The sequence below is a fragment of the Streptomyces sp. PH10-H1 genome (assembly GCF_030063355.1).
In the GTDB taxonomy this organism is placed as follows: domain Bacteria; phylum Actinomycetota; class Actinomycetes; order Streptomycetales; family Streptomycetaceae; genus Actinacidiphila.
The window spans coordinates 1-16112 of record NZ_JASISZ010000070.1; the positions used below are offsets into that span (position 1 = coordinate 1).

General features: G+C 68.4%; 18 protein-coding genes and 1 tRNA gene. 9 read left to right on the forward strand and 10 right to left on the reverse strand.

Annotated elements, in window-relative coordinates; translation table 11 throughout:
- Positions 1 to 131: 131 nt before the first annotated feature.
- The 3 genes from QMK24_RS31680 to QMK24_RS31690 all read right to left on the reverse strand — a co-directional run bounded on the left by QMK24_RS31680 (position 132) and on the right by QMK24_RS31690 (position 2804).
- Positions 132 to 857, reverse strand: a complete 726-nt coding sequence (locus tag QMK24_RS31680; protein ID WP_283470296.1) for a nucleotidyltransferase family protein — start codon at positions 855 to 857, stop codon at positions 132 to 134.
- A gap of 84 nt (positions 858 to 941) precedes the next feature.
- A complete protein-coding gene (locus QMK24_RS31685; RefSeq protein WP_283470297.1) occupies positions 942 to 1355 on the reverse strand; it encodes a hypothetical protein in 414 nt (137 codons plus the stop codon).
- Between the two features lie 330 nt (positions 1356 to 1685).
- Positions 1686 to 2804 (reverse strand): ABC transporter ATP-binding protein, encoded by a 1119-nt coding sequence (locus QMK24_RS31690; RefSeq protein WP_283470298.1) that lies wholly within the window; start codon positions 2802 to 2804, stop codon positions 1686 to 1688.
- 213 nt (positions 2805 to 3017) lie between these two features.
- On the opposite strand from QMK24_RS31690, the gene QMK24_RS31695 reads away from it, so the two are divergent.
- Positions 3018 to 3091 (forward strand) — tRNA-Thr (locus QMK24_RS31695).
- Between the two features lie 96 nt (positions 3092 to 3187).
- Here the strand turns inward: QMK24_RS31695 and QMK24_RS31700 are convergent.
- Positions 3188 to 4168 carry a tyrosine-type recombinase/integrase gene (locus tag QMK24_RS31700; protein WP_283470299.1) on the reverse strand — a complete coding sequence of 327 codons (981 nt, stop codon included), beginning with the start codon at positions 4166 to 4168 and terminating at the stop codon, positions 3188 to 3190.
- Positions 4169 to 4174: 6 nt separating this feature from the next.
- Here QMK24_RS31700 and QMK24_RS31705 point away from each other — a divergent pair, with 6 nt between their 5' ends.
- Positions 4175 to 4411 (forward strand): hypothetical protein, encoded by a 237-nt coding sequence (locus tag QMK24_RS31705; protein ID WP_283470300.1) that lies wholly within the window; start codon positions 4175 to 4177, stop codon positions 4409 to 4411.
- Between the two features lie 33 nt (positions 4412 to 4444).
- Here the strand turns inward: QMK24_RS31705 and QMK24_RS31710 are convergent, their stop codons facing one another.
- Positions 4445 to 5137 carry a helix-turn-helix domain-containing protein gene (locus QMK24_RS31710; RefSeq protein WP_283470301.1) on the reverse strand — a complete coding sequence of 231 codons (693 nt, stop codon included), beginning with the start codon at positions 5135 to 5137 and terminating at the stop codon, positions 4445 to 4447.
- A gap of 54 nt (positions 5138 to 5191) precedes the next feature.
- Here QMK24_RS31710 and QMK24_RS31715 point away from each other — a divergent pair, with 54 nt between their 5' ends.
- From QMK24_RS31715 to QMK24_RS31745, 7 genes are all read left to right on the forward strand, one after another.
- Complete coding sequence (locus QMK24_RS31715) at positions 5192 to 5398, forward strand: helix-turn-helix transcriptional regulator (protein ID WP_283470302.1); 207 nt, start codon at positions 5192 to 5194, stop codon at positions 5396 to 5398.
- Positions 5395 to 5655, forward strand: coding sequence for a hypothetical protein (locus tag QMK24_RS31720; protein WP_283470303.1), 261 nt, complete (start codon positions 5395 to 5397; stop codon positions 5653 to 5655). Before QMK24_RS31715 ends, QMK24_RS31720 begins: the two co-directional genes overlap by 4 nt.
- On the forward strand, positions 5652 to 6062 hold the full coding sequence (locus QMK24_RS31725; protein ID WP_283470304.1) for a DUF2742 domain-containing protein: 411 nt from the start codon (positions 5652 to 5654) through the stop codon (positions 6060 to 6062). The genes QMK24_RS31720 and QMK24_RS31725 overlap by 4 nt, the downstream gene beginning before the upstream one ends.
- Entirely contained in the window at positions 6059 to 7792 is a 1734-nt protein-coding gene (locus QMK24_RS31730) for a DUF927 domain-containing protein (RefSeq protein WP_283470305.1), read from the forward strand. The genes QMK24_RS31725 and QMK24_RS31730 overlap by 4 nt, the downstream gene beginning before the upstream one ends.
- 284 nt (positions 7793 to 8076) lie before the next feature.
- Positions 8077 to 8604, forward strand: coding sequence for a hypothetical protein (locus QMK24_RS31735; protein WP_283470306.1), 528 nt, complete (start codon positions 8077 to 8079; stop codon positions 8602 to 8604).
- A gap of 252 nt (positions 8605 to 8856) precedes the next feature.
- Positions 8857 to 10218: a phage major capsid protein gene (locus QMK24_RS31740; protein WP_283470307.1), complete on the forward strand. Its 1362-nt coding sequence runs from the start codon at positions 8857 to 8859 to the stop codon at positions 10216 to 10218.
- Between the two features lie 812 nt (positions 10219 to 11030).
- A complete protein-coding gene (locus QMK24_RS31745) occupies positions 11031 to 11501 on the forward strand; it encodes a phage terminase small subunit P27 family (RefSeq protein WP_283470308.1) in 471 nt (156 codons plus the stop codon).
- Positions 11502 to 11580: 79 nt separating this feature from the next.
- Here QMK24_RS31745 and QMK24_RS31750 read toward each other — a convergent pair whose 3' ends face one another.
- The 5 genes from QMK24_RS31750 to QMK24_RS31770 form a co-directional block, all read right to left on the reverse strand.
- The gene (locus tag QMK24_RS31750) at positions 11581 to 11790 is read right to left on the reverse strand and encodes a hypothetical protein (RefSeq protein ID WP_283470309.1); all 210 of its coding nucleotides are present in this window, start codon (positions 11788 to 11790) and stop codon (positions 11581 to 11583) included.
- Positions 11787 to 11981: a hypothetical protein gene (locus QMK24_RS31755; protein WP_283470310.1), complete on the reverse strand. Its 195-nt coding sequence runs from the start codon at positions 11979 to 11981 to the stop codon at positions 11787 to 11789. Before QMK24_RS31755 ends, QMK24_RS31750 begins: the two co-directional genes overlap by 4 nt.
- 87 nt (positions 11982 to 12068) lie before the next feature.
- Positions 12069 to 13319: a helix-turn-helix domain-containing protein gene (locus tag QMK24_RS31760; protein WP_283470311.1), complete on the reverse strand. Its 1251-nt coding sequence runs from the start codon at positions 13317 to 13319 to the stop codon at positions 12069 to 12071.
- A gap of 347 nt (positions 13320 to 13666) precedes the next feature.
- Positions 13667 to 15847 (reverse strand): FtsK/SpoIIIE domain-containing protein, encoded by a 2181-nt coding sequence (locus QMK24_RS31765; protein ID WP_283470312.1) that lies wholly within the window; start codon positions 15845 to 15847, stop codon positions 13667 to 13669.
- An 84-nt stretch (positions 15848 to 15931) separates the two neighbouring features.
- Positions 15932 to 16102, reverse strand: coding sequence for a DUF6257 family protein (locus QMK24_RS31770; protein WP_283470313.1), 171 nt, complete (start codon positions 16100 to 16102; stop codon positions 15932 to 15934).
- Positions 16103 to 16112: the final 10 nt, after the last annotated feature.

Consider the following 16112-nt stretch of genomic DNA (forward strand, 5'->3'; position numbering starts at 1 on the left):
CCCTCAGGCCCTCAGGCCCTCAGGCCCTCAGGCCCTCAGGCCCTCAGGCCCTCAGGCCCTCAGGCCCTCAGGCCCTCAGGCCCTCAGGCCCTCAGGCCCTCAGGCCCTCAGGCCCTCAGGCCCTCAGGCCCTCAGAGCCGCAGGGCAGCCAGCTCCTTGGCGGCCTCGGTGAGGTCCTTCGCCGTGTCGATGGCCCGCCAGTACGCGCCCTGCGGGATCGGAAAGCCGGCCAGCCGGCGCTCGCGTGCGAGCCGGGGAAAGGTGGTGCGTTCATGGTCGCCGAGGTCCGGCAGCAGCCCGGTGAACTCCGGGTCGAAGACATACACGCCCGCGTTGATCAGAAACGGGGAGGGCGGCGACTCGATGAAGTCCAGGATCTGCCCGAACTCATTGGTCTCCACGGCGCCCCACGGGATCCGGGGGCGGGCCAGCGCCAGCGTGGCGACCGCGGCGCGCTCATGGTGGAACGCGGCCATCTCACGCAGCGAGAAGCGGGTCCAGATGTCGCCGTTGGTGGCGTACCAGGGCTCGTCGGGGCGGGGGAGCGACCGGGCGGCGTACTTGAGTCCGCCGCCTCGGCCCAGCGGCTCCTTCTCGACGACTGTGGTGACGTTCAGCGGCAGCCGCGCCGAGTCCAGCCACTTCTGGAGTACTTCGGCGAGGTGGCCGCACGAGACGACGGCGTCGGTGACGCCCTCGGCGGCCAGCCAGTCGAGCTGGTGGCCGATGATCGGTGTCCCGGTGCCCGGGATCTCGACCATCGGCTTGGGACGGTCATCGGTATAGGGCCGCAGTCGCGACCCCTGCCCTCCGGCGAGGAGGACGGCCTGGGTGACGGGAGCAGCGCCGGTCGTCATGCTGGGCACCCTACGGGACCTCGCGGTGACGGCGTCCCCGGACCGTTGCCCGACTGTCCCCGGACCTCGGGACGCCGGCCGGCATCAGTAGACGGAGGCGACGCCGGTCGCGAACGAGGTGTCGCAGACCGGGCGCGAGAAGGACTGGGCACGCGTCGCGCCGTACTTGGCCACCGCGGCGCGACCGAGCGACCGGGCGATCGAGGTGCAGTACTTCGCGAGCGAGGGCCTGGAGGCCATCTCCGCCTGGAGGTCGGTCAGGACGACCCCCGCGGACTTCTCCTGGAGTTCGTCCAGCAGGCGGGTGCGCAGCACCTCCTGCGGCTCCTTGGAGGACAGCGCCATCTCCGGTTTGTCGTGCGACGCGGTGAGCACCTGGGCTTCGGAGGCCGAGGTCGCCCACGGGACGCGGGTGACGGCGAGGGTCCCGGACAGGACGAGAACGACCGGGAGTACGAGCGCGAATGTCTTGCCGATGCGGCGAGCTACCTGGTTCACGCTCGCGATCGTAGCGAGGGGTAATGAATTGGCGACATTTAGTCACCCTGGCGGGTGAGGGGAATCGCTGATACGGGTGCGGCCGGTTGACGAACAGAGTCGAAAGGACCGGTGTGTGTAGGTATTTGTCGACACCGGATCGGGACCGCGGAACGGCTGCCCATGCGGACCGCGGAACGGGATCGCTGGACGCGGATCGTGGAACGCGGAACGGCCGCCCACGCGGTGCGCGGGCGGCCGTTCCGTCGTGCGGGCGGGTGCGCCCCGCCGGTTCTGCGTCGGTCGCTGTCAGGCGGTCGCTGTCAGCCGGTCGCTCTGAGCCGGTCGCTGTCAGTCGCTGAGACGCTCGCCGGTGGAGGTCGAGAAGACGTGGGCCTCGCCACCCCGCGGCACCACGTGCAGCACGGAGCCCTTGGCCGGGATCTCGCGGCCGCCGACCCGGATGACCAGGTCCTTGTGCTCGCCGCCGACCTCGGCGCTGCCGTAGACGAAGCCGTCCGCGCCCAGTTCCTCGACGACGTTGACCGTGACGGCCAGACCGGCCGGCTCGTCCTTCGACAGCGACTTGGCCTCGCCGTTGACGATGTCGAAGTGCTCGGGACGGATACCGACGGTGACCGTGCGGTCGCCCTTGTCCGCAGCCGCCGCGATCGCCTCGCGCTCGATGGCGACGATCGAGTTGCCGAACTTCACGCCGCCGTCCGTGATCGGGACCTCGACGAGGTTCATGGCCGGGGAGCCGATGAAGCCGGCGACGAACAGGTTCGCCGGGCGGTCGTACATGTTGCGCGGAGTGTCGACCTGCTGCAGCAGACCGTCCTTGAGGACCGCCACGCGGTCCCCCATCGTCATGGCCTCGACCTGGTCGTGGGTGACGTAGACGGTCGTGACGCCGAGCCGGCGCTGCAGGCTCGCGATCTGCGTGCGGGTCTGGACACGCAGTTTGGCGTCGAGGTTCGACAGCGGCTCGTCCATCAGGAACACCTGCGGCTCACGCACGATCGCGCGGCCCATCGCGACACGCTGGCGCTGACCGCCGGAGAGCGCCTTCGGCTTGCGCGCCAGGTAGTCGCTCAGGTCGAGGATCTTCGCGGCTTCCTCGACGCGCTTGCGGATCTCCGCCTTGTTCACGCCGGCGATCTTGAGCGCGAAGCCCATGTTGTCCGCGACGGTCATGTGCGGGTACAGCGCGTAGTTCTGGAACACCATCGCGATGTCCCGGTCCTTCGGCGGAAGGTGGGTGACGTCGCGGTCGCCGATGCGGATCGCACCGCCGTTGACGTCCTCGAGACCCGCGAGCATGCGCAGGGAGGTCGACTTTCCGCAGCCGGACGGACCGACCAGAACCAGGAACTCGCCGTCCCCGACCTCGATCTCCAGGCCGTCCACCGCGGGCTTCTCCGAGCCCGGGTAGATACGAGTCGCCTTGTCGAACGTGACAGTAGCCATAACTGATGCGCCCCTCACCGGCAGGAACGTGCCGGACGATCCGAGTAAAGGAAGGATTGGTCTAGTCCGCCAGATGCGGACTCTCCGTGACGCTACCCGCCGCCTGCGCCTTTGTCAGTAGCCCCTGGTCCGCCAGTTTCCGCTCCCTCGGCACTCCCCGCCTTGAGTACACTTCTCCTGGCCCGCACTCACACCACCATGCGCGGGGCCCGCGCCCCCTTAGCTCAGCTGGCCAGAGCACCGCTCTTGTAAAGCGAAGGTCGTCGGTTCGAATCCGACAGGGGGCTCAGCAGTAACACGCTGGTCACAGGCCAGTTGGCCGCCGCTCGTCCGGGGGATCTCGGGCGGGCGGTACACATTCTGTACACATCTCGGTTTCCTTCCTAGGCCGCGAGCGCCGCACTGTCCGGCTGACGTGCGGCCGGGACGACTGCGCCCTGCCGCTCGGTCAGCCGTTGGATCGCTGTGGCGAAGCGCCGCCGTAGGAGCAGCCGTTCCCGCTTGGCGTCGAGAACGTCCGCCACCTCGTCGAGCCGGTCGGGCCACAGGTGGCCGTACACGTCCAAGGTCATGGCTGCCGACTTGTGGCCGAGCATGAGCTGCACGACCTTGACGTCGGCGCCGGCCGCGATGGCGAGCGAGGCTGCGGTATGCCGAAGCTTGTGCGGGGTGATCCCGAGTCCGCCGAGCCCGGCCGCGACCACTGCCCGGTCGAACACCCGCGATCGGAAGTTGCGGTACCGCAAGGGCCCGCCTTCCGGTGCGGTGAACAACAGGGCATCGAGTGCGCGCCCCGTCTGCAGCGGACGCAGCTCCTCGGCGAAGGACCGAGGGATCGGCGCGGACCGCTTCTCGTGGGTCTTCACCGGGCCCAGTTCGAGCTTCCCCTTCACATCGCTGTACGCCTGCGCGACGCGGATACGGCGGGTATCGACGCTCAAGCGGCCCACCTTGACGGCGATGGCTTCACCCCAGCGGATACCGGAGTAGCCGAGGACGAGCACCAGGAGCCGGTACTCACCCGCAGCATCGGCCAGCGCCTCCAGTTGCTCATGGGTGAGATAGACGTGATCGTCATCCTCGTCGGCGCGCGGAAGGTCGTGCTCGGTGACGGGGCTGACCGCGATGCGGTGCGACTTGACCGCGTGCTTCATGGCGCCGGCGAACACCCGGTAGATCTTCACGATCCTGGCCGGACCGAGCATCCGGCCCGAGACCCCCGGCTTCGTGCACAGCTGGTCGACCCATTCGGAGACGTCATCCCAGCGGATCGCCGCGACCTGCCACGTCCCCCAGTACGGGAGCACGTAGTTGTCGAGCAGTTCGCGGTAGTCGGCCACCGTGCGCCGGCCCTGCTTACGCAACGCCTTGTGCCACTCCTCGGCCACCACCGACACGGCGGCCTTGCCCGACTGCGGGTCGCGGTACGAACCCTTGTCGAGGCGCCCGGTGAGTGCTTCTCGGCCTCGGCCTGCGGCAGCTTCTGGAAGGTCAATGCCTTCGGCTTGTTGTCCGGCCCGTACCAGCGGACCCGCCAGCGGCCGGGCGCATCACGCTTGCTGCCCGCCTTCTTCGCGACCTTCCACTTCTCCATCGCCGTCACGTAGTCGGCGTGGTTCGCGCGATCCTCGATCCAGACCCTAGCCATGATCGTCGCCCTTCCGTTCTCTGCGAGCCTTGATCTCATCGGCCTGCTCACGCATGTTCAGGTAGGTCTTGATCGCGTCCATCGGGACGCCCACATCGAGCGCATGCTGCACAGCGGCCCAAATTGGTCGCAGCGACTCGTCATGCGCGAAGAGTTCTTCGAACGGCATGTGTGGCACGTGGGGGCGGTTCGTACGTCGGAAGTTCCGGCCGCGCTCGTACATCTCCGGAGAGTCCGGCCACTCCTTCGCCTCGGCGGACGTGTCGAGCGGACGTTCGCCCGTCGCCCACTGCCAGGCGCGCGATGAACTCGTCGACACCTCCGACGTGATCCCGACTCTCGATTCGTCTGCCACGGCGGGCAGTAGTAGCGCGTTCGGGCTGACGTCCAGAACCACCGCGAGGGCAACGAGGTCGTCGATGTCCACCCTCCGCTCGCTCCGCTCGATCTTCGCGACCGCGGATGGGGCGATCGGCCGGCCGACCCGCTTGAGGCGACCAGCCACGTCGTAGGTCGACAGTCCACGCTTTTCACGCAAGTTGCGCACGTTGGCGCCCACGGCCTTCGACGTGGGACCCCAGTTCACTGCGCCTCGAACCGCCCGCTGCTCATCAGTCATGCGGATCAGGTTAGGCGTCAGTCGGATCTTTATCAGTCCCGAAACGTCTGATACGGTCTCTGCCATGGCTCCACTGTAGGGTCATCTGAACCTAAAAACAACTCATGCGAGGCGGTAAAAGTGGCCGACGAGCTTCTGACCCCCAAGCAGGTCCACGCCGACTACGGCTTCAATCCGCAGACCCTCGCCAACTGGCGATGGATGAGCATGGGCCCCGACTTCATCAAGACGACCCCGGGCAGAGCGGGGCGGATCAAGTACCGCCGCTCGGCCATCGAGAAGTGGCTCGACGCCCAGACCGTCGGAACCGGGGGCGCCGCAGCATGACCGTGAACGCAAAGATGGGCCGGCTGGTACCCGGCCCATCTCAGGGATCGCTCTTCGCGGCGGGCGGAGAGGCGGACACCAAAGTACCGCGCCTCCCCGCTGCCAGACCAGTAGTCGTCGTCACCGCCGGCCGTATCGAGTACGCGGCCCGCTGCCCGCAGTGCCGGGACTGGCACCGCCATGTATCGCTCGGTGAAAAGCGGGCGCCGTGCGGAGCCGTGTACGAGCTGCAGCCCCGCCGCGGGAGGGTCGCATGACCGACTCCTCCGAGGACGTGACCGCGCTCTGGGCAGCCACCCTCGCGCTGTACGACACCAAGGACTTTCCCGAGTACGGAAGCCCGGCATGGCGGGCCCTGCCGCCCGACAGTCCCCACCGTCTCGCCTCCGTCCTGGAGGCCGCCGAGCAGTGGCGGCGGCACCAGGCCGAGCAGTGGCGACTCGACAGCCTCGACCCGCACGACTGGTACGCCGAGGTCTTCGGCCACGCCCGCGCCGAGGCATCACGGCTCGTCGCGCTCCGCCGGATCGGCGCCGTAACGGCGGCGCGTACGAAATTCGCCGAGCCTCACCAGCTGCAAGCCACCCCGGGCTGGCCGCCCGTCCGCATCCCCGGCGGCGGCGGCCGGTACCTCACCTACACGAATCAGGAGGTAGCCGCGTGACTGACGATCAGACCGACGAGCAGTCGGCCGACGGCTTCGGAGAAAGCCTCCTCCGCATCGTGCACAACGAAGGTGACGAAGCAGCGGTCAAGTACCGGTGCCCGACCGGCTACCGCGTCAACCACAGCGGCGTCTGGGCAGTGAAGGAGACCAAAGACGGAGAGATCCTGATCCGGGTCACCTATGCGCCGCTCATCGTCCGCGCAATCTTTACCGACCCCGACGGAGACCAAACGGTAGAGCTCGCCTGGACGGACCGCGGCAGGGTCGTTACCCGCATCGTGGCCCGCTCGATCGCCAAGCGTGGCCGCCACCTGGTCGCCGCCCTCGGTGACGCCGGCCTGCCCGTGATCGAGGCCGACTCCAAGCAGGTTGAACGGTGGCTCGCCGCCCTGGAGTCGATCAACCGCAATGCCATCCCGCGCTTCTACCTTGCCCGGCGACTGGGCTGGCAGGAGGACGGCACATTCGTCACCTCGCAGGAGACCCCGCATCGGGTCGAGGTGAAGTTCGACGAGCAGAAGCCCGCGCTGGCCGCGCATGCCCCTGCTGGGACGTTCGAGGGCTGGCAGGCGGCAATCAAGCGCATGGAGTCTTATGCGTCCGCGCAGATGGCGTTGTACGCCTGCCTTGCCGCTCCGCTGCTGCAGATCGTCGGCGTCGACTCGTTCACCGTGGATATCAGCGGCCGGTCAACGCGCGGAAAGACCACGGCCGCCGCGGCGGGTATGAGTTTGTGGGCTGACCCCAGCGAGCGATCCGACGGAATGTACTCGTGGCGCACGACCATGTTGGCGCTGGAGAAGCGGCTCAACCTTGTCAACGGACTGCCGGTCGTGGTCGACGAGACCAAGCTCGTCAAGGACCCCGAGTTTGTCCATGGGGTGCTGTACCAGATCCCCAAGAACCACGGTCAAGCCCGCGGCGGCGGCTGGCCGTCCGGGCTGGCTTGGCGCACGGTCATGGTGTCCACTGGCGAGCAGTCCGTGTTGACGTTCACCACCGATCAGGGCGCGGGAGCCCGAGTGCTGTCCGTTAAGTCAGCACCCTTCGGAACCGACGGACCGGAGTCGGCCGCCGCCGCGGTCGAGGTACGGGACGGGTGCGCCGAAAACTTCGGCGTGGCCGGTCCCCGCTTCGTCGAGAAGCTGCTCGACCAGCTCGCTGGCGGTGGCAAGAAGACGATCGTGGCCCGTCACAAGGCACTGACAGAGGCGCACAAGTACAGCAGCGACATGAGTGCCCGCCGGGCCCCTATGGTGGCCGCCCTGGCGCTTGCCGCCGAGCTCGGCCACATGTGGGGCATCGTGCCCTTTCCCTCTCCGGACGCAGCCGTCTGGGCCCAGATCTTCGCGGTATCTGATCAGACGGACAATCGCGGCGAGATGGCCCTCGACGTAGTCCGCGAGTACGTCGCATCCCACCGCCGGGAACTGTGGGGCCCGTACACCGAGAACGATCCGCCGTTCGGCGGATGGATCGGCAGGGAGATCACGGTCGACGAGCGGCCCACCATTGCCCTCCTGCCGGAGCGGTTGAAGGAGACGCTGCGGAAGGCGAACTACGACCTTGACTCGGTGATCTCCAGTTGGCGGGAGAGCGGTCACTTGGTCGAGAGCGCTTCCTACCGGCCGCCTTACCTCCTTGGCCGGAACCTCAACGGCTCCAAGGTGCGCCTGTACGTCTTCAACCCGGCCGTGTTCGCCACGGATTCCGAGGACGGAGAGTGACATCGCTCCCATCCTCGACAGAAAACACCCTCTCTCCCGGCCCCAAGTGCGTACCCCCTCTCGTATTTGGCGTTTCAGCAGGTCAATGGCTATGGGGCAGGGGTACGCAGCCGTGCGTACCCCTGGGGTTCGATGCCAGGGGGTACGCAGCCGTGCGTACCCCCTGGCGGTCTTGCATATCCGCAGTTCAGTGCGCCTATAGACCTCCCCGATGCCGGGGGTACGCACCTTCCCGGATCAGAGAGCCCGTAATTCCACCACGCAGCACCTAGGAGTGACAGACCGTGCCCAAGACCCGATTCCCGGCCGCGCAGAAGGCCATCGAAGCCATGACACCGAGGGAACTCCTCCTCGAGGCCATGATGCTTGCCACCTCGAGGACCGAAGTCCTGCAAGCCCTCGCCATCGAACTCCTGCACCGCAGCGGCATCGACGGCACCCAGCCGACTGACGGCCACCGATTCGAGGCCGTCACCCGCGAAACCGCATTCCCTGCCTTGCAGAAGGCCATGGAGGAGATGACCGCGAGCAAGCGCGCTGCCGCCGCCCAGGTCCTCGCTGACGGCAGTAACCCGCTTTTGCAAGCCCTCAGCGCGGAGCTGCGCAACGCCAACGCGGTTGACGCCGCCGAGCAGGCCGCCCGCGACATCCAGCGCCTCGAGCATCACCGCGCCCGGATCGCCGCCATCGAGGCGACCCTGCCGGCCCCCGGAAGCCCCGCCGAACACGAGCAGGCCACTCAACTCCGGGACCAGGCATGGGCACACCACGACCGTGAATCCCGCATCGACGACATCCCGCCCGCTGCATAACCCCCTCAACGACGCCCCGACCGGCTAGAATTACCCCCGAGTGCACGAACGTCCCGTCGCCCTCTCGGTCACCACGGTGGAGACCAAACCGAGAAGGGTCGACCGGAACAGCATTCGTACGTCACGCCGTCCGACCCGTGGATTCGGGAACGACGGCCGCGCACCGGTCCTGGATGGGGCTCAACCGGCCGCGCAATACCCCACACCGCGTGAAGACGACCGCGGCCCACCCAAAACCTTCGGGAGAGCCCCGTGACCAAGCAAGAAATGATCAACCAGCTGCGGGAAAACCGAGCCCAGCTCAAGCGTGAGATGGACAACCTGATGGCGGCCCCCGAGAAGCACGGCCGCGCCCTGTCCGTCAACGAGCGCAAGCGATTCAACGAGCTCGAAGGTCAGATGCTCGAAATCAACGAGCGCGACCAAGAACTCAGCGACCAACTGGCCGCAGATATCTCCGCCGGCCAGGTCGCCCGCAAGTACGCGCCCTACGGCAACGGTGTGACCGGCGAACCGCAGGTCTACCGGAAGAACGGGCAAGTCTCCTACTTCCGCGACCTCTACAACGCCCGAACCAAGGGCGACCGCGACGCCGCAGACCGCCTGCAGCGCAACAACCAGATGGTCGCCGACACCAAGGGCCATGACGCCGAAACCCGCGCCCTGACCACCGTCAACGGGGTCGGCGGCGAGTGGGTTCCGCCAAAATGGATGGAAGACGACTTCGTCCGGTTCGTCCGTGCTGGTCGCATCACCGCGAACCTCGCCACCGCGAACCCGCTGCCCCCGGGCACCGACTCGATCAACCTGCCGAAGATCAACACTGGTACCGCCACGGCCGTCCAGGCCACCCAGAACACCGGCGTGCAGAACACCGACCTCAGTACGACCGCGGTCTCGTCCGGCGTGACGACTATCGCCGGCGGGCAGACCGTCAGTCTCCAGCTGATGGAACAGTCCCCGCTCAACATCGACACCGTGATCCTGCAGGACCTCGCCGCAGACCACGCCAAGCAGATCGACCTGCAGATCCTGTCCGGCACCGGCTCGGCGGGCCAGGTCCTCGGACTGTTCACCCTGGCCGGCACCAACGCCATCACCTGGACCCAGGCCAGCCCCGCCCTCGGCGGCGCCGGCGGCATGTACGCCAAGCTCGCCTCCGCGATGAGCAGCATCCACACCGCCCGCTTCATGCCGGCCACCGCCATCGTCATGCACCCGCGGCGCTGGGCATGGGCCGAAGCACAGGCAGACTCCACCGGCCGCCCGCTCATCGTCCCCACCGCCGGCGGACCCATGAACGTCGCCGCACTCCAGACCGACGTGGTAGCCGAAGGCAGCGTCGGCATCATGCTCGGACTGCCGGTGTTCCTCGACGCGAACATTCCCGTGAACGGCGGTGCGGGCACCAACCAGGATTCCATCCTGGTCCTGCGCAACTCCGATCAGTGGATCTTCGAAGGCGACATCAGGGCGGAAGCGTTCCAGCAGACTTACGCCTCACAGATGTCGGTCTTCTGCCGGCTCTACTCGTACCTCGCCTACATCCCTGGCCGGTACCCGCAGTCCATCAGCATCATTCAGGGTTCGGGGCTTGTGACCCCGACGTTCTAGACCGACGACTTGGCGTCAACGTCACCGGCGACCGGCCCGTACAGCCGAACGCACGTAGCCGGAGCCAAGGCGGGATAGGGATGCCCTCCGTTTCCCACCCGATGACCCTGCCTGCGCCTTACCCGCTGCCCGCCACGCACGCTCAGCCGTGGCGGGCAGCACCCCCCTGGTCCAAGATTTCGGGCCCACCACATTTCGACCCCTCACCTGTTTTCGGCACCACAGATTTCCGCCCACCCTTCCAGCGCACCACACACCCACACAGGAGAGGCAGGAGCCAGTGAGCAAAGGACTGTTCGATGGTGCCCTCGCAGCCCTGCAGAACGCCCACCACAGGGCAGCAGCGGCCCGAGCACGCGGTACGGCACAGCGGCACACCCACCCTGCACACACAGCGGCCAGTCGCCCGACCACAGGGCAGCACGCGCACGGTAACCACGCCCCTCAACCCGACGTGCACACCGACCCGCAGCCGGCCAACCGTGCAGCACGACGCCACCCACGGCCGTGACCCTGCGCCGTGCACCCTCACACCGAGGCAGCAGGCGAGGTGGCCACCAGTACCAGCAGCAACGGCAAGCACACAGCGTCGACATCAGCCGACGCCGGCAGCAACCCTGCGTGACGGACTGCCGTAGGTGGGGGGGTGGGTTGATCTTGGATTCCATGATCCTATTCGGACCCGGCCCCGTGGCTGGACATGTGAGCGCAGGTCGAAGGGGTGGGGGGTCTGGTCCGGGATCCGGAGTCGGACCGTCATCCCTACGGAATGTAACCGGGTGGGGCTGAGTCCCCAGGAAGGACGGTCTGCGATGCCTGGTCCGCCGCCGATTCCGAACGAGCGAAAACGCCGGCTCGGCAATCCTGGCCGCCGGCCGTTGCCGAAGGCGGGGAGGGTGGTCGTGTTGGTCCCGGCCGCGGGGAGTGCACCTCCCGATCATCTGGCCGGCGCCGGCCGTGCGGTCTGGGAGGTGGTGACGTCCTGTGCGTGGATGGCGGAGTCGGACCGGGTGGCGGTGACGATGCTGTGCGAGCTGTTCGACCGGCGCGCGGGATGGCTGGCCCGCCTGGAGGCGTCCGCCCCGGTGCTCTACACGGACAAGGGTTACGCCTACGCCAACCCGTTGGTCGGGATGCTCTCCACGGTGGAGCGGGAGTTGGGGCGTGCGATGGCGGCGCTGGGGCTGACGCCGGCGGATCGGACGCGGCTGGGCCTGGCGGAGGTCAAGGCGAAGTCGAAGCTGGAAGAGATGATGGAGGCCCGGCAGCGTCGGACCACATGAAGGTGCCCCGGCCGGGATGCACTCCGGCCGGGGCTCAGGGCCACCGTTCCCGTGCGGGGGCACGGCCGGCGGCCCGGTCTCAGAGGGCGAAGCGGCGTTCGATGTACCGGGGCTTGCCGTTGGTGTTGGGCGGGTGGTCGGCGAACGCCATGATGCGGTAGGCGACCTTGCAGTCAGAGCAGGCGTACACGGGCCGGCCGGGGCCGGAGGCGACCTCGACGACGCCGACCATGACGCGGTCGTTCTCGGTCAGTTCGTTTTTGCACCACGGGCACCAGGCGGGCGTCATCGGATGGGCTCCTCGTTGCGGCAGCGCTCGCAGCGGCACAGCGGCCACTGGCCCGTAATGGGCACGTTGCCAGCCGGCACCGCCTGGGCGGCCTGGACGGTGGTGCGCTGCCCCTGCTCGTCGACCCGGTAGACGGCGATCGTCAGACCGGGATGGGTGAGCGGCGTGGGTTCGGGGCGGTCCGTTTTCATGCTGGCTCCCGTGGCAGCGATCAGGGTTCTGATCACGACCGTAGGAGCGTCACGGACCGGTAGGGGGCACAGTTTGTGCCCCCTCGTTCACGCGGCCAGCAGCCCTACCTTCACCGCCAGTTCAGCTGCACGGCGCCGACGGGCGGGCACAGTGGACTCGGCCTCTTCCAGGATGATCCGCTTCGCGTAGCCGTTCCACCGGATCGTCTCCGGCGCGGCTTCGTGCGCCTGGTCCAGGGTGGCAAGAGCCACGTCCGGCTGGCCGTCGAGCTGGTAGGCGCGGGCCTGCTCGATACGGTGGCGGGCCCGCCGCGGCCGGGACGGGATCACGGATGCTTCCGAGCGGGCGGCCTGGCGCACCGATTCGCCGCCCGCGTGCAGCTCGACGGCCACGGTCACGGCGTGGGCGCCCATCACGGCCCGGGAGAACGACGTCACGGGGTGGTAGTAGTCGGCGGGCAGCCGGATAGCGATGCGGTCTGCCTGGTCCCAGTGCCCCCATGCTGCGCCTGTATCGCCGCGGCGGGCGGCGGTGTAGCCGGCCTCGAAGCGGAGCGCGCCCGTGATGGCGAGCACGTCATCGTTGGCGTCCGGCAACAGTGGTTCGAGGAAGTGCAGGGCCTCGAGGTTCACTGCGTCGGCAGCGTCGTAGTGGCCGGGCCCTGAATCGCGGTGTGCCTGCGCGGTGAGCCATGCGGCGATGCCGATGATGTGCGGGTCCTCGGACTCCTGCGCGGCGACCATGCCCCGCTCGGCGACCCGCCACAGCAGGGAGGGATCGGGCTGGTAGGCCACGAAGAACTGGGCCAGGGAGTAGACCTCGGACATGACGGCCTGCGCTGCCCGCCGGTCCAGGGCCGTCTCGGCCTGCCGTACCGCCTGCTGGGTGTCGCGGATCAGGTCGGGCAGCAGGCCGCCGACGACCTCACGGTGGTTAGGGGCGGAGTGCCGTGCCTGCCAGGCGCGGGCAAGGCGGGCCTGTAGGTGACCGATGGGTGCGGCCTCATGGTTGGCGGTCAGGGGGAAGGCGTTGACGGCTGCGACGACGGCGGGCAGCTTCGGGTGTCCGGGACCGATGAACATGCCGATGTGCCTGGTCTGGTCGCCGGTCAGATCGGCTAGATCCCGCACCCGCAACGCCTCGGCGAGGGCCAGGATCACGTCCAGCTTTGGTGTCTGCAGCCGGCCACCCTCGACCTGCTTGAGCCAGGACGTGGACTTGCCGAGCAGGCCGGCGAGGACTTCGCGGGTCATGCCGCGGCGGGTGCGCAGGAGTTGGAGTCTCTGGCCGAACGCGATCGGTTCCGCATTCGGGTCCGGGGTAGCATCAGATGACACGGCCTTGCCCCTTCCTTACAGCTTCGTCACTGTCAGGGTATGGGGCAAGGCCGGTTCCATGCTCGGAGATGAGCAGCCCGCTTGCTGTAGCCCGAACGCACGAATGCGCCCCTGTCCTCCCGGAGGAGAGCAGGGGCGCGTGTGCCACAGGGGCCGGACATGTGGCCGTATCGGGGCGATCGAGGGCTGATGCTGTGCCCCCTCTACCGGCGCTACCGTGCAGGTGGGTGGCCGCTACCGGGGTCGTGACCTTGGTAGCGGCCCCCGTCTACTTCCGGGGTCTGCGGTAGTGGGTGGTCGGGGGCGGTTCGGTAGCGGGGCGGGTAGGGCCGGTTGCCTCTACCGGGTCACGCTGCGGCCATCAGCAGCTCGACGGGTACCGCGTCCTCGACGTCGCGGCGCTGGTAGCCGGCGAGGTTCGCGCCGTTGATCTTCACCTGCTTGCTGACGCGCTTCACGCCGGCGTCGGCGAGGGCCGCGGCGAGTTTGTCGGAGTCCCAATCGCCGTAGGTGTCTTCGTCGAGGTTGACCAGGCCCGACAGGAGATCGGTCGTGAACATGCGGACCGAGTGCCGCATCACGTCCAGCACGTCGGAGATCACGCCCGGGATGGCTACGCCCAAGGCTTCCGCTCCGGCGGTGACGTCGCCGGCCGCGTCACCGGTCAGTTGCCCGATGGCCTCCCGGGAGACACGGCCCTTGGCGCAGATTGCGGCGAATCCGTTGCCGTCCAGCAGATCGGCTTTGACGGTCACGAACGAGGCCGGGCCGGTGACGAGCACGCCAACGCCCTTGTGTTCCTCGGACAGCACCGACGCGTCCGCACCCTGGCTGGCCTTGCCCTTGCCCAGCACCATGTCTGAGCTGGTCTGGTCCACGACCTGTGTCGAGTACCGCAGGGTGATGATCTCGCGCAGCTTGGTAGGAACGGACTCCGCGTCCGGCCGCTGGGACGCGAAGTTGGAGACGAAGCCGGCGGCCGGGCCGCGGCGCGCGATGCGGCACAGGTCATTGATGACCTGGTCCCGCTCCTCCTTCTCCATCGAGGTGAGGTACTCCTGCAGTTCGTCGATGGTGACGAAGATGAACGGCAGCTTGTACCGCTCAACGATCAACTTCGTGAGCTTGCCCTCGGGGCACATCGACGTCGGCAGCGACCGGAAGAGGGCGAAGCGTCGTTCCATTTCGCCGATGAGTTCGCGCAGCATGAGCTTGAGTGCGGCGATGGCGTCCTCTTCGGCACCCATCACCAGGCGGTGCGCGACCGCACGCATGGGCATCCAATCCGCCCCGCCCTTGCCGTCGGCGACGTAGTGGCGCACCCACGGATCGAGGATTCCGGCCGCGGACATGAGGCGCTGCGTGAACGTCTTGCCGCGGCGCGGGAGGCCACCAAAGAACATCGACTGCCAGACCACAGGGACGTTGACGCGGTTGCCGCGCGCGTCCTGCCCGAACGGGATCGGATCCCACACGGAGAACACGTCCAGGCTGGCCAGCGGTGACGGGTTGGGGTCGGCCAGGTACGGGTCGTCGTCCGCCACCCACAGGGAGACCCGGCCGGCGTGCCCGCCACCGTGCGCCCGGACCCGCGACATGATGACCTGGATCTCGTCCACGCCCAGCTCGGCGGCGATGGCGGTGCGCTTGGCCAGGACGTCGGCCGCGGTCTTCCCGCCACCCCGGGGCAGGTCGAACACGGTGGCCCAGCCTGCCCCGTCCCGCAGCGGCCCCATGACGCATGTGACCTTCGGTCCGTCCTCGTCGCCCTTGCCGGTCTTGAGCAAACCGACGGCCCGTAGCGCGTCGTTGAGCTGCTGGGCGGACATGTCGATCCGCAACGGCGGGTTCGAGGAGTCCAGGAACTGCGAGGCGTCGCCCCAACCGAGGGTGGCCAGGCCCCCGCAGGCCAGGCAGCCGGCGAACGTCTGGACGCCGAGAGAGGCCAGCGCCAGGGCCGTACTGCCCGCGCCGGTACTGGCCACGGTGGCACCGAACCGCCAGCGGCGGGCCTCGGTACGGGCACGGTGCGCAAGTTGGTGCTGGATGGCGAGGGATTCATCATCGGGTCGGGCGTGCGACCGGGCGGCGAGGGCCTTGACGGTCCGGGTGTGATCGGCCGCGGTGAGGACGGGCCACAGCCGGCGCCCGCCACGCCATGCCCCACGGATGGTGAGGACCGCGAGGCGCCATCCGTACTTGGGGACGCGGGTGCTGTGGAACCGGGCCTGCCACCAGGCGAGGCGGACCAGGGCGCCGGCGTTGGCGCGGACGCTGGCAGCGCTGCGCGCCCATGCGGGCAGGATCGGGACGTCGGGCACGGTGAGCCAGTCGGCCAGCGGGTTACCCACGCGGTCGACGGCCTCGACGATCTCCTCGTCGGGTACGGGCGCGGGTACCGCATCGGCGGGCGTACCCGCCTTGTCGAGGCCGGGCGTACCCGCTGTACCCGGCGTACTCGCGAGTGCGGGTACAGCGCCCTCGGGCGTACCCGAGTCGAGTACGGGGCGGGTATCGAGATCGGTCATGCTGGGAGCTCCTGTGCTCGAGAGAGTGGCGGGTGAACCGGGGCGGCCGGACAGCTTGCCGGCGAACGGCCGCCCCGGGGGTAGCTACTTACCGGCGGCTTCGCGCTTGCGGGCGCCGTCGAGAATGCGGTCGATGCGGCGTTCCTGCGCCGTGGTGTAGGTACCGCCGCGCAGGACGGCCAGGGCGGTCATGCGGGCGATCTCGGCGGATTCCCTGGCGGTCAACGGCGGGTCGTTCGGATGCGTGCGGATCATGCGAACTCCC

What these genes read in the sequence shown, in the direction of transcription:
- QMK24_RS31680 (WP_283470296.1), bottom strand. Translation starts at nt 857, where the DNA reads ATGACGACCGGCGCTGCTCCCGTCACCCAGGCCGTCCTCCTCGCCGGA.
- QMK24_RS31690 (WP_283470298.1), bottom strand. Translation starts at nt 2,804, where the DNA reads ATGGCTACTGTCACGTTCGACAAGGCGACTCGTATCTACCCGGGCTCG.
- QMK24_RS31710 (WP_283470301.1), bottom strand. Translation starts at nt 5,137, where the DNA reads ATGGCAGAGACCGTATCAGACGTTTCGGGACTGATAAAGATCCGACTG.
- QMK24_RS31720 (WP_283470303.1), top strand. Translation starts at nt 5,395, where the DNA reads ATGACCGTGAACGCAAAGATGGGCCGGCTGGTACCCGGCCCATCTCAG.
- QMK24_RS31725 (WP_283470304.1), top strand. Translation starts at nt 5,652, where the DNA reads ATGACCGACTCCTCCGAGGACGTGACCGCGCTCTGGGCAGCCACCCTC.
- QMK24_RS31745 (WP_283470308.1), top strand. Translation starts at nt 11,031, where the DNA reads ATGCCTGGTCCGCCGCCGATTCCGAACGAGCGAAAACGCCGGCTCGGC.
- QMK24_RS31750 (WP_283470309.1), bottom strand. Translation starts at nt 11,790, where the DNA reads ATGACGCCCGCCTGGTGCCCGTGGTGCAAAAACGAACTGACCGAGAAC.
- QMK24_RS31755 (WP_283470310.1), bottom strand. Translation starts at nt 11,981, where the DNA reads ATGAAAACGGACCGCCCCGAACCCACGCCGCTCACCCATCCCGGTCTG.
- QMK24_RS31765 (WP_283470312.1), bottom strand. Translation starts at nt 15,847, where the DNA reads ATGACCGATCTCGATACCCGCCCCGTACTCGACTCGGGTACGCCCGAG.
- QMK24_RS31770 (WP_283470313.1), bottom strand. Translation starts at nt 16,102, where the DNA reads ATGATCCGCACGCATCCGAACGACCCGCCGTTGACCGCCAGGGAATCC.